Source organism: Nocardia uniformis NBRC 13702, assembly GCF_001613345.1.
GTDB lineage: Bacteria > Actinomycetota > Actinomycetes > Mycobacteriales > Mycobacteriaceae > Nocardia > Nocardia uniformis.
Window position 1 is genome coordinate 35437 of the sequence record NZ_BDCE01000093.1, and the last position, 15603, is coordinate 51039.

Sequence of the window (15603 nt, forward strand, 5' to 3'; positions counted from 1 at the left end):
CTACACCCCTCTGGGCATTCCTGGCGTCTTTCGGAGGTCGGAACGCAATCGACAGCCGCGCCTCGGACATACTGGTCGGTCATGCTTAAATGCGCATATTTCCGTTTAGGTATTGTCCGCGATCGCGACGGTTGTTCGACAGCGACGCGGCTGCCTACGTTCAACGGATGCGAATCCAGCTCATCACCCTCGTTGTGGAGCAGTACGACCCGGCCATCGCCTTCTTCGTGGACCTGTTGGGCTTCGATCTGGTGGAAGACTCCCCCGCGCGCACCAATGATGGCCGCCCGAAACGCTGGGTCGTGGTGCGACCACCCGGCGCCGAAACGGCCATCCTGCTCGCTCGGGCAGACGGCGACCCGCAGGCCGCCGCGGTGGGGCGGCAGGTCGCGGGCCGGGTCGGGTTCTTCTTGCAGGTGGACGACTTTCGGCTCGCCTATGACCGAATGGTCTCGGGCGGGGTCGAATTCGTGACCGCTCCGCGCAGCGAACCGTACGGCCGCGTGGCGGTCTTCCTCGATATCGCCGGGAACCGCTGGGATCTGCTCGGTCCCGACCGGCCTCAACCGCCGAAGTAGTAGAGCTCGAATCCGGTGGCGCGGTCCGCGGGGAAGCCGTCGATGGGGCCGGTGGACATATCGACGATGGCGCGGGCCTGGTCGGGGACCGGGTCGGGACTGAGGGCCTCCAGGTAGCGGCGGTGGGCGATGAGGGATTCGACGGCGGGTTCGATGGTGGCGGTGACATCGACCGCATGGGTGGGCTTCGAGCCCATGACGGCGGCCCAGCGCGGGGACCAGATGGGGAGGTCGGCCAGGTCGGGGAAGATCCACTCGTTGCCCGCGTCGGAGATGGCGTCGAGGGCGGCGCGGCCGACGGCGCGATGGTCGGCGCTATTGGCGTAGCCGGGGGCCCAACCGTCGCCGAAGTTGAACAGCACCACCATCTCTGGGCGGTGTCGGCGAATGGCGGCGGCCAGGTCGCGGCGCAGGGCGAGGGATTCCTCGACCCGGCCGTCCGGATAGCCGAGGAATTCGACCTCGCCGACCCCGACCGATTTGGCGGCAGCGATCTCCTCTGCCTCGCGCAGCGGCCCGGACTCCCCGGGCGGAAGCCCGGCGATTCCAGCTTCACCGCTGGTGACGAGCACATAGCGAATGTCTTTGCCCTGCCTGGTCCAGCGGGCTACTGCGGCGGCCGCACCATATTCGATGTCGTCGGGATGCGCGACGATGACAATGCCGCGCTCCCAGTCCTCGGGTAGCTGCTCCATACCTGCATTCAACACCCGACCCACTCGTCTCGGCACGCCTCGGACGGCATTACCGAGGTTGAACGCCAAGGGTCGGCATTGACGAGGCTACTGGGGTGTGGATTCCGGCCAAGAACACGCCGGAATGACGAGCTGACCCGGTGGTGGCGGGGTCGCACACGTTGTTCGGAGCCACATTCACAGCGCTCCCAGCACTCCCTCGAAGGCCGCTTCGGCCGCACCCAGCAATTTGAGATCGGCTCCGAGCGTGGACTTTTCGATGCGGACGCCGCCGAGTGCGCGGCTCACGATGCTGCGGCGGCGGACTCGCTCCGCCACATCGGCCACCACCTCGTCCGGCAGGGCGGTGAACAGGTCGCCCAGCACCACCAGTTCCGGGCCGAGTACGTTCACGACATTGACCAGGCCGAGGGTCAGCCAATCCGGGTAATCGCCCAGTCGGCGTACCGAATCACTGCCCAGGGCGCGCTGGCCGACCTCGGTCTCCCAGCAGCCCTCATTGCCGCAGTGGCAGGCGCGGCCGCCGGGATGCACGGTCATATGCCCGATTTCGCCGAGGTATCCGGCGGCTCCGCGCAGCAGTTTGCCCTGGGCGATGAGTCCGCCGCCGACACCGACATCGGCGGAGACGAATACCGCGTCGCCGGAGTCGCGCCCCGCGCCGCGCACATGTTCGGCGAGCGCGCCGAGTTCGGCGTCATTGGCAACCACAATCGGGACACCCAGCACGCCACCCATGCGCCGCCCGAGCGCCACTTCCGTCCAGCGCAGATTGGCGGCGGCGTGCACGTGGCCGTCGGCGCGACGCACCACGCCGGGCACCGAAATACCGGCGGCGACGGCACGCACCCCGAGATCCTCGGCCAGCAAGTGCGCCGATTCGGCCACATGGGTGATCAACTCGTCCGGATCACGTTGCCGCCCATGCAGATTCCAGCTGTTGCGGGCCAGGATCTGCCCGCCCAGGCCGACGAGCGCGATCACGGCGCGCTCGACCTGCACGTCCACGGCCAGCACCACCGCCGCCTGCGGTTTCGGCAGCACCAGTAGCGACGGCCGCCCCGCCCCACGCGCCGGCGGTACGGCTTGCCGGGGCACCCGTTCCTCCACGAGCCCGACCTCGGCCAACCCGTCCACCAACATTTTAATGGTGCTGCGGTTGAGTCCGAGATCCGTCGCCAATGCCGCCCGGGTGGCGGGTCCACCGGTGTGTAGCAGCCGGAGCAGGCTCGACCGGTTGTAGCGGCGCACCTCGTCCGGGCGGGCGACGGTCATGCTTTAAGAGATACCACTGCCGGGAAAGCCATTGCCGCCCTCACTGCCGCGTCGCGGCATTGCGACGCCGCGACAGCGCATCGACGGTGGCAGCCAGCAGCAGCACCAGACCGGTGACGATGGATACCACCGCGGCGGGTTGCCGCAGCAGGCCGAGGCCATTGGCCACCACGGCCAGTACCGCGCCGCCGACGACGGCATCGGCGACCCGGCCCTTACCGCCGAACAGCGAGGTGCCGCCGATAACCGCCGCACCGACCGCGAACAGCAGCGTATTGAGTCCACCCGCCTGCGGGTCCACCGAACCGACCTTGGACGAGTAGACGATCGCGCCGATTGCCGCGCAGGACGAACTGATGACGAAAACACTTGCCCGCAACTGAGTTACATCGATACCTGCACGCCGCGCCGCTTCCCGATTCCCACCGACCGCGTAGATGTGCCGACCGTAGGTGGTGCGGTTGAGAACGTAGGTGCCGATGACGAGCAGCGCCAGCACAATCGGCACCACATACGGCACGCCGGAGATCTCGATGAGGTCGCTCGGCGAGCGGTTCACGGTGAGCAGAATCGTCACCACCGCCGCGAATCCGGTGAGCGCCACCACCTTCGCCACGACCAGCGGTGTCGGCTGGGTCACCAGTCCGCGCCTGCGCCGCAGCACATGTCCGCCGAGGGTGACCCCCGCATAACCACCGGCCGCCACCACGAACAGTAGCCAGCTGCCGACGGTCGACAGATTGCCATTGGCGACCTGGTCGAGCACATGCGAGGAGCTGATACCGAATACCCCACCCTCCCCGATGAGCTGCAAGATCACGCCCTGCCAGGCCAGGAACAGCGCCAATGTCACCACGAAGGACGGCATTCCGATCTTGGCGATGAGGAAGCCGGTAATACAGCCGATGGCGGTGCCCACGCAGACGGCGAGGAGCATCTCCACCCACGGGTTGGCTTCGAATCCCACCGCCGCGATGGCGACACCGAGCAGACTCATGAATACCCCGGGCCAGATCCGCAACAGCGCCGCCAGCAGCGCGGCCAGCAGAAGTAGGGCGATAAAGGCCACGAAGACGGTGGATCCCATGCCCGACAGCAGGTTTCCATTCTCGACGTAGTGCATGGCCAAGATCGCGCCCGCCACTCCGGACGCGGTACCCGCGGAGAGGTCGATCTCGCCGATGAGCAGCACGTACACAATGCCGATGGCGATAATGGTCTGCCCCGCGCCCTGTGCCAGCAGATTGGCGATATTGTTGAGCGAGAAGAAGACGTCCGACAGGATCGAGAACAGCACCACCAGTGCGATGAGCCCTAATATGGCTGGTAGCGAACCAATATCACCGGAGCGCACCCGAATTACATAGTCGCGCACCGCTTCCCGGGTCGACATGGTGGTGGTGTCTATCCCGAAATCTGCCGTGGGCGAGCTGGACACGGTCGCCACGCCGGGATCGGAAACCTTGGTCAGGTCATGCTTTTTCACAGCACCGCCGCTTCCGGTCGCGCCAACCCGAGTCCACCGGATCGGCCCGCGGTAATGAGTTCGACCACCTGTGCGTGGGTGACATCGGCGGTGCGCACCTGCGCCGCCATCCGGCCCAGGTACAGCACCGCGATCCGATCGGCCACCTCGAAGACATCGGCCAGGTTATGGCTGATCAGCACCACTCCGAGCCCCTGTTCGGCGAGCCTGCGCACCAGGTCGAGGACCTGCCGGGTCTGCGCCACCCCGAGCGCGGCGGTCGGTTCGTCGAGCAGTACCAGATTGCTGTTCCACAGCACGGCTTTGGCGATGGCCACGGTCTGTCGCTGCCCGCCGGACAGCGACGCGACGGGCATGCGTACCGACTGCACCGTGCGCACTCCGAGCGAGGCCAGGGTGCGCCGGGCCGCCTCCTCCATACTCGCCTCGTCCATCAGCCACGGCCGCCCACGTTCGCGGCCGAGGAACATATTGGCGACAATATCGAGATTGTCGGCGAGTGCGAGATCCTGGTAGACGACCTCGATACCCAGTGCGGCAGCGTCTTTCGGGCCGTGCAGCCGCACTTCCTCGCCCTTGAATCTGACCGTGCCGGATTCGGCGGCGTGGATTCCGGCGACGCATTTCACCAGCGTGGATTTCCCCGCGCCATTGTCGCCGACCAGTGCGGTGACCGATCCGGCCGGCACATTGAAGTCCACATCGTGCAGCACATGCACCGGGCCGAAACTCTTGTTCAGCCCGGTGATGTCGAGCAGCGGCTCACTCACGACCGGATCAGCCGATGCCGAGCTCGGTGCAGGTGGCGCGCAAGTCACCGCCGCAGATGTCGTCGGCCTTCACATAGCCGGTGTCGATCACCGTTTTGACCTGCGCCTTGGTAATCGTCTGCGGGGGCAGCAGGACCGATTTCACATCGCGGTCGCCCTTGGGGTCCTTACTGACGCCCTGCGCCAGCGCATCCGCGGCGGCCGCATCGCCCTTGGCAAGGGCCACAGCGAGTTTGGCGGCGGCCTGGGCCTCGTCCTGAATGGGCTTGAACACGGTCATGTACTGGTCACCGCGCAGCGTCGCCTTCAGCCCTTCGACGGTGGCGTCCTGGCCGCTGACCGGCACGCGGCCATTGAGACCGTTCTTCTTCAACACCGTGATAACCGCACCGGCCAGGCCGTCATTGGCGGCGACCACGCCGTCCACCCTGCCACCATTGCCGGTGAGCAGCTGTTCGAAGATGGTGCCGCCCTTCTGGTTATCCCAGCCGTCGATGGCCTGGCTGTGCACCAGCTTCAGCACGCCCGAATCGTAGAGCGGATCGAGGATATTCCGCTGCCCCTGGTGGAAGAGGGTGGCGTTGTTGTCGGTCGGCGCGCCCTCGATTTCGATGACCTCCGCGCCCGGCTTATCCTTCAGGGCATCGGCAATGGCCTGACCTTGTAGTTCACCGACACGCACATTGTCGAAAGAGACGTAGTAGTCCGAGGATCCGCCGAGGCTGAGGCGGTCGTAGTCGATGGTGGGGATACCTGCCCGCTTCGCCTTGGCGGCTACCGAACTGCCGATCTCACTATTGATGGCGGCGATAATGAGCACCTTCACGCCCTGGGCGATCATGCCGTCGGCGAGGGTGCTGAATTTCTGGACATCACCCTGCGCGTTCTGCACGTCGGCGTCGAAACCCTCTGCTCGCAGGGCTGTTTCGAGCATGGGTTTATCGAAGGATTCCCAGCGCGCGGAGGTGGCGGTTTCCGGCAGGATCACGCCGACCGTGCCGTTCGCACCGCCGCCCGGCGCAGCGGTTTGGTTGTCGTTTTCGCTCGTGGAGTTGGAGCCGCACGCGGTCAGGGCCAGTAGCCCCGACATGGCCAGCGCGCAGGCGACGTACGCCGGGCGGCAGGTGCGATGGGAATTCCGGGACAGCAGACGGTTTTTCGTCCTCATCGGGGTGACCTTTCGAGCAGCGGTCACTGGGTGGTGGCCGCCCACCGAATAAATGTTGTGGGCAACAACATATGCGAAGGCGGTCACACCCGATGGGGAATCGCCCGAATCAGGGCAGCAGAACTACCTTTCCGCCCGCATGGCCCTCGATGACGAACTCGTGCGCGGCGGCTGTCTCGGCGAGCGGGTAGGTCGCGGCGATCACCAGATCGAGTTTGTTGCCGGACAACAGGTCCAGGAGTTCGCGCCAGGCATTGCCGCGGATCTCGGTGCCGGGATCGGCTCCGGGTCCCGCGCCGAGACCCTTGATCTCGGTCTCGGCCACGCGACCGAAGGCGGCGATGGTGGCGATGCGACCGCGGTCGGCGACCAGTTCCAGGGACACATCGACTGCCTCATCGGTGCCGACGGTATCGATCGCGGCATCAATTCCATTGGGGGCCAAGGCCCGTACCCGGTCGATCAGGCCCGGTCCGTACTCGACGGGCTCGACGCCGTAACCGCGCAACCGCTCATGTCGCGATGGCGCGGCGGTACCGATTACGCGGGCGCCACGGGCGACGGCGAGCTGTGCGGCGAGCGAACCGACACTCCCGGCCGCGCCGTGAATGAGAACCGTATCCCCCGCGCTGACCCCGGTGGCGGCGAGTGTGTGGACGGCGGTCCCGCCGACGGCCTGCACTCCGGCCGCGACCTCCCAGCTCACGTCGGCGGGCTTGGGTATGACGCGCGCCGCTTTCGTCGTGACGGCGGTGGCGTAGCCGCCCTCCGGGCGGGCGAGCACCTCATCACCGACTCGAATCGGCCCGCCGGGTCCCACGGCATCGGCGCCGACGGCGGTCACGACCCCCGACACCTCACCGCCGAGCCGCATCGGCAGCGCCTTCGGATCCTTACCGAACGCACCGCTGTAGCGCTTGTAGTCGAAGGGATTCACCCCGGCCGCACGGACCTCGATGGTGACCTCGCCCGGGCCGGGCGCGGGTACCTCGACCTCGGTAGCGGTCAGAACTTCGGGGCCACCGTATTCGGTGGCGACGATCGCAGTTGCCATAGCGCGGACAACGTCGCGTTCCCGCACGCTGTTCCCGACGCGGGCGGTGGTATCGAAGAGTAATGGGCCGCCCGGCATCCCGAGGGATTCCGAACGGCCCGACTCGGCGCGTGCGCGCCGACTAGAGCTTGTTGACCGGCGACTTGTCCGAGGATCCGGATACCGCCTTGTAGAGCAGGTACAGCCCGAACACCACCAGGCTGATCATGAGAATCGGGAACAGGCCCTTGATCAGCGCGCCGATAATGGCGAGCGCGATCCATGCGACCGCGACCACGCCGATGATCTTCCACAGCATTACTACCTCCAGAAAGTCTCCCGAACCGGCAAGCGCGCGATCCGACACACTCCATCCTGACAGGCCGAGGATGGAAAAACACCAGGTCATCAGCGATATCGGGGAAAATTCCGGGTATACCCTGAGGTTTTTCGGGTCAGGTCTGGTGCTTGATCAGGCCCTGCCAGCCCCAGCGTGGGGTGGGCCCCGGGGTGCCCAGGTCGGTGCCGACCGGGTCCTGCGACACCTCGCGGGCGATCGCGGTACCCCACTCGAAGTAGTCGAATACCTGACGGCGCAACTGCGGCTCGGCGGGCAAGGTCTGCTCGATCGCGTCGCTCATCAGCTCCAGCCAGCGTGCCCGATGCTCCTCGGTAATCCGCAGGCCGAGATGACTGTTCAGCAGCGCCTGGTGACCGCCGAGCTCCGCGCTGAAAGTGGCGGGACCACCAAAGATCTCTGCCAGCCAGAGCGCGACGTGATCGACGTGGGTCACGGTGAAGTTCGCGAACACCGGGGCCAGCAGTTCATCGGCCAGGACGCCCTCGTAGAAGGCGTTGCTCAGGCGGCATAGCCCGTCGAGGCCACCGACAGCCTCGAATAGTGTGCGCTCGGCGTTCATACTCACACAATTACACGAACTTGCCAGCGGTGCAGCGCGGGCGCGGACGATGCGGGTGCGGTACGAGAGAGACCTGCCGACGGCGGGTCGTGCGGCAGCAGGCGTCAGGACTGCGGCGGGGTAGCGCGGTAGCGGCTGTCAGCCAGGTCGGTGAGTGCTTGCGCCCAGCCGTCGAGCCGGTCGGCGGCATCGCGGAGGTTGACCATGGCCCAGCCGAGATCGTCTGCGAGGGCGGCACTTTCGGGGACGGCGAGGACTCGGACGGCGGCGGAGACCATCTGCTCATACTCGGTGACACCGGTATCGAGGCGGGCCGTGGCCGCGCGGATGTGATCCGCCAGTGGCGAATTGGCCTGGCCGAGTATGCCCGCGGCGTCCTCCATAGCAGCGATGTCGGCGGCCAGGGCATGCAATGCGGCGGCACCCGAGGCGGCGGTTTCGACAGTATCGGTGAGGTCGTCGACCGGGAGGCGGCCCGATCGGGAGATCTGGTTGCCGAGGCCGTGCATGGCACGTTCGGCGCGTACCAGGCGCGAAATCGCCGCTCGCGCAGCCGAACGCAGGGGTGGCAGACGTCGTGGCCGGAACGCCGCCGGAGGCAGGGGGTCCTTGCGCAATTGCAGGTAGCGCTTGGTGGTGACGGCCGCGCCGGTCACCAGCGCCACCGCGCCACCGCCGACGACGACCACCGCCCAGGCGGGAGCCGAGATCAACACCAGGCCGATGGTGCCGATGGTGGTGACGCCCGAGGCGGTTCCCAACCGCAGACTCCGCCGCCGCACCCGCCGTCGCTTACGCAACTCGCGCTCACGCGGATCGGCCCAGCGCCGCACCGCCGAGAACGCCTGCTCCCCCATCCCCCGCAAGGTCTCCGGCAGTCGCTGCGTCAAATCCTGAGGCTCGACCCCGGCCGGAGCCAACATCTCTCGGAAAGCCTCGGTAGCCCGTGCACGCGGGCCTCGGACACCACGACCGCCAGTAGGCTCACCGCTGGTCGACTCGGTGGCACGCCTCCCGCGGCGAGCACCAGGCCCGGTGGCGGCGAAATCCGGGCCACCAGTGCCCGACATCGACCCCGAATGACGCCGGGGCCCGCGAGCGTCCGCTGAACCGGTGGCATCTGCGCTCGACGACATCGCATCGCCTTGATTCGCCCCGCGCGCAGAGCCGTTGTCCGGCATGTGATTCACACCGTGGTCAGGCGTCGATTGCTGTTCTCGGTGTCGCCGCGTGCCGCTATCGACCGGTCCGCCCTGATCGGCCGGTGCCCACACCTCACGCACCACACCGATATCGAACCCGGGCAACGGATTCCATGGACGACCCGGGTCGGGCAGCGCCTCGGCGGCATCACCGAATCCGGGCGGGCGGGACGGCTGGCCGACGGGATAGCGGGCGGTAGGGCCGGAATTCTGTTCGGCAGCGGTATTCCCACGCTGCGGTGAGGTGGTGCGGTACGAAGTCGCTTCGGCACCCGACTCCCCGCCGACCCGGCCACCCGGTGTGCCGTAGGACGGACTGAGCGAGCCCAGCTGGGCCGGGTACCGCTGCGTCGCATCGGGTTCGGCGGGCCGTCGTGCCGATTCCGGCACCGAGCCGCGCTGCGCGCGTTCTCCGGCGGCCGGATACCGACCGGTGGAGCCGGAATCCGGTCCGGCGGAGGCGTTCTCCGGACGTGTCGACGTGCCGTCGGTGGGGACCACTGGGATCGGGAAGCCCGGTGGCGGGACGGCCGCCCGCTCGGCTACCGGTTTGCGGCGGAAACGGGCGCGGGTGATCGCGGGCTCGCCCTGTGCCCGCGACTTCCCCATCGGTCGAAAACCTTTCGGTTACTGCTGCTGTGCGCTGCGGTCCTTGTTGAGCTGCGCCGCGGCCGGGTTCGCGGCGGGCTGACCCTGGTTGAGCTGCGGGGCCGCTTCACCGGAGGGCAGGGCGTCGCCGCGCATGGAGGCGCGGATCTGCTCGAGGCGGCTGTGGCCGGCCATCTGGACGGAGGCCTGCTGCACCTCCATCATGCGACCCTGCACGGTGTTCTGGGCCAGCTCGGCCGAACCGAGGGCATTGGCGTAGCGGCGTTCGATCTTCTCGCGCACCGCGTCCAGGCTCGGGGTGCTGCCGGGGGCGGAAAGAGTGGAGTCCATCTGCTGCAGGGAGGCCGAAACCTGCTCCTGCATCTTCGCCTGCTCCAGCTGGGACAGCAGCTTGGTACGCTCGGCGACCTTCTGCTGCAACAGCATCGCGTTCTGCTCGACCGCCTTCTTGGCCTGCGCGGCGGCCTGCAGCGACTGATCGTGCAGCACCTTCAGGTCCTCGACGGACTGCTCGGCGGTTACCAGCTGAGCGGCGAACGCCTCGGCGGCATTGGTGTACTGGATCGCCTTCTCGGTATCGGCGGCACTCGACGCCTGGTCGGCCAGCATGACGGCCTGGCGGGCGTTGGCATTGAGCTTCTCCACCTCGTCGAGCTGGCGGTTGAGCTTCATCTCCAACTGGCGCTGGTTGCCGATCACCGACGCGGCCTGCTGTGACAGGGCCTGATGCTGGCGCTGGGCTTCCTCGATAGCCTGCTGGATCTGCACCTTCGGATCCGCGTGCTCTTCAATCTTGGAGTCGAAGAGGGCCATCAGGTACTTCCAGGCCTTGACGAACGGATTAGCCATCGATTGATCCCGCCTCCATCTGACGTGTCGCGCATCTCTGTGCGACATAGTGCGCGACCGTCACGCACCCCGTTGTGTCCCTATCCTCCACTGCGCGGCAGTCGTTGTTGCGATTGTCGATGGTCACGCCGGACCATCGCTGCACGACACCTCTGACACGAAGCCTACCGAGAATTTATCCCTTTTCGCCGCCACCGCACAGCTCACACTCGTTATAGCGCCGGTGATCAGTCGGCCGCGACCAACACCAGACGGTCCGATTTGGGCGCGGGGATGACAATGCGGGGGCCGAACGCGCCGTCTCCACCGCGTGGCGTCGAACCGGCACCGGCCGCCATCGCCACCGCCGCGGACGCATTAGCTCCAGCGGCGCTGGCACCCGCCGGCACCGCTTCCTTGCGCTCGGTGTCGCGGGTGGGCGCCGACGGTGCGGCAGCCGTGCGTTCCGGCTCGCGACGGGCCTGATCAGCGTCGGCCATGGTGGCGCTCACATCGAAGAGGACCTGTGCCAGCGGTAGGTCCAGGGCCTGGCAGATGGCAGCCAGTAGTTCGCTGGAAGCTTCTTTACGGCCGCGCTCGACTTCCGACAGATAACCCAGACTCACCCGTGCCGAGGTGGAAACCTCACGCAGCGTCCGGCTCTGGGCAACCCGAGCACGCCGCAGACTCTCCCCGATTGCTTCTCGCAGCAGCGTCATCTCGTTCTCCTCACTCATCGCCGGACTCAGCGTCTGACTGGACAACGTCCAGCACCGCCCGCGCGTTCCCGGCCCCTCAACCGCTCCGCAAGCTGCGGAGCAGTTCGGTGACCGCGGCACGAACCGCGCTCACCCTGATCGTCCACCGGTCTCCCGACAGTTTCAACCGGACGACCTCGGTGCCCTCTGGTCCGGACAGTCCAAGGAATACCGTGCCGACCGCGCGCCCGTCTTGCGAATCGGGTCCGGCGACACCGGTCAGCCCGATTCCCCAGTCGGCTCCGCAGCGGATTCGCGCGCCCACGGCCAGCTGTTCCGCGGTACTCGCGGCCACCGGACCGTCGGTCGCAAGTGTATCGGCGCTCACACCCGCGAGTGTTTCCTTCAGATCAGTGGCGTACACGATCAGCCCGCCGCGCAGCACCGCGCTCGCACCCGGAACTCCGGCGAGGGTGGCCGCGAGGAGTCCGGCGGTGAGCGATTCCGCGGTGGCGACGGTCTGCCCGCCACTGCTCAGCGCGCGGACGAGGTCGGCGGCGGGCACCTCGGCGGTCAGCGGATCGGTCGAGGGGTGGCCGGTCATGGGACGGGGCCCGTCAGACGGAGTGGCGGGGCGAGCCGAACCAGAGCCGGGCCGCCTGCACCACATAGTCGAGACCGGTCGCGACGGTCAGCGCCACCGCGATGTACATCAGTCCCATGCCGAATGTCACCCACGCGCCCGCGAGCGGAAGTACCAGTACCGCGATGGCGACCGACTGCACCAGCGTCTTGAGTTTGCCACCGCGACCCGCCGGGATGACACCGCGGCGGACCACCGCCAAGCGCAGCAGGGTGACGCCGATTTCCCGGACACCGATCACGACGGTGATCCACCACGGCAGATCGCCGAGCACGGACAGGCCGACCAGGGCCGCGCCGATGAGCGCCTTATCCGCGATCGGGTCGGCCAATTTGCCGAAGTCGGTGATCAGGCCGTACTTACGGGCCAGCTGTCCGTCGAAGCGGTCGGTAATGGCGGCGACGCCGAATATCGCGGCGGCGATCCAGCGCCATCCGGTGTCGTGGCCGTCCGCAGCGAACAGCGCCATCAGGAACAGCGGAACCAGGACGATGCGCAGAATGGTCAGCACATTGGCGATATTCATCAACGGCACGACGGCCGGTTCCATAGCACTCGAGGTGTCCGCGCGAGGCCCCGATACGAATCCGGAGCGCGGTGCGCTCGCTCCGGCCCAGCGGCCTTCTTCACGCTGCACCGTCACCAGCGCCCCCACCGGCCGCTGAATCGGCCATGGGACCCGGATGATTCCGGGGAGCAAGAGGGCTGGATGTCGGACACACCCCCAGCCTATCGGTACCGGAGCCGACTACTGTGCACCCCATGACAACACGGGTACCTCACAGCGGTTCGGTAGGCGGCGCGGCGGCGGGCACACCGCTGGTGCGCCGCGCCCGCACCTCTGATGTGCCCGAGATCAAGCGCCTGATCGACATCTACGCCGGCAAGATCCTGCTGGAGAAGAACCTGGTCAACCTGTACGAGGCCGTACAGGAATTCTGGGTCGCCGAACTCGATGGACAGCTCGTCGGCTGCGGGGCGCTGCATGTACTGTGGGCCGATCTCGGCGAGGTGCGCACCGTGGCCGTACATCCCGGCGTGAAGGGTGCGGGCGTCGGACACCTCATCGTGGAGAAACTGATGGTGGTGGCGCGGGAGCTGGAACTGCGGCGACTGTTCGTCCTCACCTTCGAGGTGGACTTCTTCGCGCGCCACGGCTTCGCCGAAATCGACGGCACTCCGGTGACCGCCGAGGTCTACGCCGAAATGTGCCGCTCCTACGACACCGGCGTCGCCGAATTCCTCGACCTCAGCTACGTCAAGCCCAACACCCTCGGGAATACCCGAATGCTGTTGAACCTCTAACTGTTTCAACCCTCCGCTACCCAGAAAGCCACGCCTGTGCCGATCTTCGCCGTCCACTACACCTACTCCGACGCCACCGTTCCCGGCCGCACCGAACACCGCCCGGAACACCGCGCGTGGCTCAATAACCTCGTCGACCAGGGCACCGCCCTCACCAGCGGCCCCTACCCGGACGGCACCGGCGCGCTCATCATCGTCCGCGCCGATGACGCCGACGCGCTCGCCAAGCTGCTGCCGCAGGACCCGTTCGCCCAGCTGGGGCTCATCGACAATGTGCGATTCGTCGAATGGCTGCCGGTCATGGGCGCGTTCTCGGAGTAACCATGCCAATGCCACCGGCCTACCGAAAGGTGCACCGCCACAACGGATAACTAGGGGTCGAAGTGACTCAGCCCGGTCTGGTAGGCGATTACGACCAGTTGCGCGCGGTCGCGTGCGCCCAGTTTCACCATCGCCCGGCTGACGTGCGTGCGAGCGGTAGCCGGGCTGAGGAACAAGGCGGCACCGATCTCGTCGTTACTCATGCCTTGCCCGACCAGTGCCACCACTTCGCGCTCACGATCGGTCAGCACCGCGAGCCGGTCCTCGGCGGACTTGGCGGCCCTGCGCTGCGCGGTGACCTGGCTGATGAGGCGTCGGGTGATCCGGGGGGCGAGCAGGGCGTCCCCGGCGGCGATCACCCGGATGGCGTGCAGGAGTTCGGCGGGGCCCGCGTCCTTGAGCAAGAATCCGCTCGCGCCTGCCGCCAGGGCCTCGAAGACATTGTCCTCGGTGTCGTAGGTCGTGAGGATGAGAACCTTGACCTGTTCCAGCCCGCCGGTCGCGGCGATCTGGCCGGTGGCGCGGATCCCGTCCAGCCGTGGCATGCGGATATCCATGAGAACGACGTCGGGACGGGTGGCGCGGGCTAGTTCGACGGCTTCCGCGCCATTTGTGGCCTCACCGACCACCGTGATGTCGTCCTCCAGGTCGAGCAGAACTTTGAAGCCGGATCGGACCAGGCGTTCGTCGTCGGCGAGTAGCACCTTGATCGGTGGCGTGACGTTCACGGGCGCGACCCCACCGGGGCGAGCGGCAGGTAGGCGATGATGTCGAACCCACCATCGGGACGCGACTTCGCGTCGAGTTCACCGCCGAGCAGTTGGCAGCGTTCGCGCATTCCGACGATCCCTCGACCGGTCGTGGCCGAGTTGGGGGTCGGGACGTGCGTGGAGTCGCGGCGGCCCTCGTCGGCCACCCGTATCCTCAGGGCATCGATGCCCGGCTCGAGCGACACAGTCACGCGGGTCGGTCCGACGTGCCGGATGACGTTGGTAATCGCCTCCTGCACAATGCGATACGCGGCGCTACCTACCGCGCTCGGGAGTGGCGTTACCGGCGAGGTCTGTTCGATGGTGATGTCGAGCCCAGCATTGCGGGCCTTATCGGCGAGTTCGCGCACCTGGTCGAATCCGGGATAGGGCTCGCGTTCGTCGCCGTCGCGCAGGACACCGAGGATGGCGCGCATTTCGTGTAGCGCGCGCGAACTGGTCTGCTCGATGGTGCGCAGCGCTTCCCGGGCCTGTTCCGGTCGTTTGTCGAGTACGTGTGCGGTGACACCGGATTGCACATTGATAATGGCGATGGCGTGGGCGACGGTGTCGTGTACTTCGCGCGCGATGCGTAGCCGTTCGGCGTCGACCCGCGCCCGGGTCTCCTCGTCGCGAGACCGTTCCGCCAGTTCAGCCCGTTCTTGTGCATCGGCGGCGATGACACGACGAGACCGGACGGATTCGCCGAGCGTTGTGCTGATCACCGACGCACCGATCCGGAAGAACACCCAGCCGATGGCCACGCGCGGTTCGATATCGGCCGCGGCGATCAGCCAGCCGAGGGCCAGCGCCGTGATTCCGCCAGCGGCGATCATCAGGGTCCGGCGCCCGTCGCCGTAGGCGGTGAGGGTGTAAAGGGCCACGAAGAGGCTGAGATAGGAAAGCCGGTCGGGGAAGTCGAGGCCGAAGTAGATCAGGCTGGCCACCGCGGTGATCGTGAACACCAGCATTGGTCGGCGGCGGCGGAGGGCGATGGCCACACCACTCACGACCAGCAGGGCATATCCGAAGGCCGACACGGGTTTCGGTACCGGTTCGAGTGGCACCGGGATCGCGGCGCTCTGCACCTGGACCACGGTGACGAACAGCGCGAGTAGCACATCCGGTAACCAGGCGGGCCGGCGTGTGAACCAGGCGGACAACTGTTGCGATACCGCCCGCAGATCCATGCGGCGATCGTACGGTACTCAGGGAAGTCGAACGGCCGCTCAGACGCGTGATCGACTACGTCCACCGACGTAGCTCAGCGGGATCGCCCTGCGCGGTTTCACGTATACGGTGTCACCCGTCGCAGGACTCGGA

The 15603-nt window shown here is 67.0% G+C and carries 18 protein-coding genes; 3 read left to right on the forward strand and 15 right to left on the reverse strand.

The window, feature by feature from the left end; translation table 11 throughout:
- The first annotated feature begins 167 nt into the window (after positions 1–167).
- Positions 168–578: a VOC family protein gene (locus NU1_RS34180; RefSeq protein WP_067527939.1), complete on the forward strand. Its 411-nt coding sequence runs from the start codon at positions 168–170 to the stop codon at positions 576–578.
- Here NU1_RS34180 and NU1_RS34185 read toward each other — a convergent pair.
- The 13 genes from NU1_RS34185 to pgsA form a co-directional block, all read right to left on the reverse strand.
- Positions 563–1273: a PIG-L deacetylase family protein gene (locus NU1_RS34185; RefSeq protein ID WP_067527941.1), complete on the reverse strand. Its 711-nt coding sequence runs from the start codon at positions 1271–1273 to the stop codon at positions 563–565. The genes NU1_RS34180 and NU1_RS34185 overlap by 16 nt on opposite strands.
- A gap of 177 nt (positions 1274–1450) precedes the next feature.
- Positions 1451–2548: an ROK family transcriptional regulator gene (locus NU1_RS34190; protein ID WP_067527943.1), complete on the reverse strand. Its 1098-nt coding sequence runs from the start codon at positions 2546–2548 to the stop codon at positions 1451–1453.
- A gap of 40 nt (positions 2549–2588) precedes the next feature.
- The gene (locus NU1_RS34195; protein WP_245720439.1) at positions 2589–4034 is read right to left on the reverse strand and encodes a sugar ABC transporter permease; all 1446 of its coding nucleotides are present in this window, start codon (positions 4032–4034) and stop codon (positions 2589–2591) included.
- Positions 4031–4804 carry an ATP-binding cassette domain-containing protein gene (locus NU1_RS34200; RefSeq protein ID WP_067527945.1) on the reverse strand — a complete coding sequence of 258 codons (774 nt, stop codon included), beginning with the start codon at positions 4802–4804 and terminating at the stop codon, positions 4031–4033. Before NU1_RS34200 ends, NU1_RS34195 begins: the two co-directional genes overlap by 4 nt.
- A 7-nt stretch (positions 4805–4811) precedes the next feature.
- Positions 4812–5972: a sugar ABC transporter substrate-binding protein gene (locus tag NU1_RS34205; RefSeq protein ID WP_084522081.1), complete on the reverse strand. Its 1161-nt coding sequence runs from the start codon at positions 5970–5972 to the stop codon at positions 4812–4814.
- Positions 5973–6081: 109 nt separating this feature from the next.
- Positions 6082–7026, reverse strand: coding sequence for an NADP-dependent oxidoreductase (locus NU1_RS34210; protein WP_067528071.1), 945 nt, complete (start codon positions 7024–7026; stop codon positions 6082–6084).
- Between the two features lie 121 nt (positions 7027–7147).
- On the reverse strand, positions 7148–7372 hold the full coding sequence (locus tag NU1_RS41975) for a hypothetical protein (protein ID WP_157553399.1): 225 nt from the start codon (positions 7370–7372) through the stop codon (positions 7148–7150).
- A gap of 88 nt (positions 7373–7460) precedes the next feature.
- Complete coding sequence (locus NU1_RS34215; RefSeq protein WP_067527947.1) at positions 7461–7925, reverse strand: group II truncated hemoglobin; 465 nt, start codon at positions 7923–7925, stop codon at positions 7461–7463.
- Positions 7926–8029: 104 nt separating this feature from the next.
- Positions 8030–9736, reverse strand: coding sequence for a phage shock envelope stress response protein PspM (gene pspM, locus NU1_RS43580; protein WP_245720440.1), 1707 nt, complete (start codon positions 9734–9736; stop codon positions 8030–8032).
- Positions 9737–9754: 18 nt separating this feature from the next.
- A complete protein-coding gene (gene pspA, locus NU1_RS34225) occupies positions 9755–10585 on the reverse strand; it encodes a phage shock protein PspA (RefSeq protein ID WP_067527949.1) in 831 nt (276 codons plus the stop codon).
- Positions 10586–10812: 227 nt separating this feature from the next.
- Positions 10813–11301, reverse strand: a complete 489-nt coding sequence (locus NU1_RS34230; protein ID WP_371859863.1) for a helix-turn-helix domain-containing protein — start codon at positions 11299–11301, stop codon at positions 10813–10815.
- Positions 11302–11359: 58 nt separating this feature from the next.
- The gene (locus NU1_RS34235; RefSeq protein WP_067527951.1) at positions 11360–11866 is read right to left on the reverse strand and encodes a CinA family protein; all 507 of its coding nucleotides are present in this window, start codon (positions 11864–11866) and stop codon (positions 11360–11362) included.
- A 13-nt stretch (positions 11867–11879) separates the two neighbouring features.
- Positions 11880–12455, reverse strand: a complete 576-nt coding sequence (gene pgsA, locus NU1_RS34240; RefSeq protein ID WP_067527953.1) for a CDP-diacylglycerol--glycerol-3-phosphate 3-phosphatidyltransferase — start codon at positions 12453–12455, stop codon at positions 11880–11882.
- A gap of 212 nt (positions 12456–12667) precedes the next feature.
- On the opposite strand from pgsA, the gene NU1_RS34245 reads away from it, so the two are divergent.
- Together NU1_RS34245 and NU1_RS34250 are read left to right on the forward strand one after the other, a co-directional pair.
- Complete coding sequence (locus NU1_RS34245) at positions 12668–13210, forward strand: amino-acid N-acetyltransferase (protein ID WP_067527955.1); 543 nt, start codon at positions 12668–12670, stop codon at positions 13208–13210.
- Between the two features lie 36 nt (positions 13211–13246).
- Positions 13247–13531: a YciI family protein gene (locus tag NU1_RS34250; protein WP_067527956.1), complete on the forward strand. Its 285-nt coding sequence runs from the start codon at positions 13247–13249 to the stop codon at positions 13529–13531.
- A 50-nt stretch (positions 13532–13581) separates the two neighbouring features.
- Here NU1_RS34250 and NU1_RS34255 read toward each other — a convergent pair whose 3' ends face one another.
- Both NU1_RS34255 and NU1_RS34260 read right to left on the reverse strand, forming a co-directional pair.
- The gene (locus tag NU1_RS34255) at positions 13582–14259 is read right to left on the reverse strand and encodes a response regulator transcription factor (protein WP_067527958.1); all 678 of its coding nucleotides are present in this window, start codon (positions 14257–14259) and stop codon (positions 13582–13584) included.
- Positions 14256–15470 (reverse strand): sensor histidine kinase, encoded by a 1215-nt coding sequence (locus tag NU1_RS34260; protein ID WP_067527960.1) that lies wholly within the window; start codon positions 15468–15470, stop codon positions 14256–14258. Before NU1_RS34260 ends, NU1_RS34255 begins: the two co-directional genes overlap by 4 nt.
- Between the last annotated feature and the right edge of the window lie 133 nt (positions 15471–15603).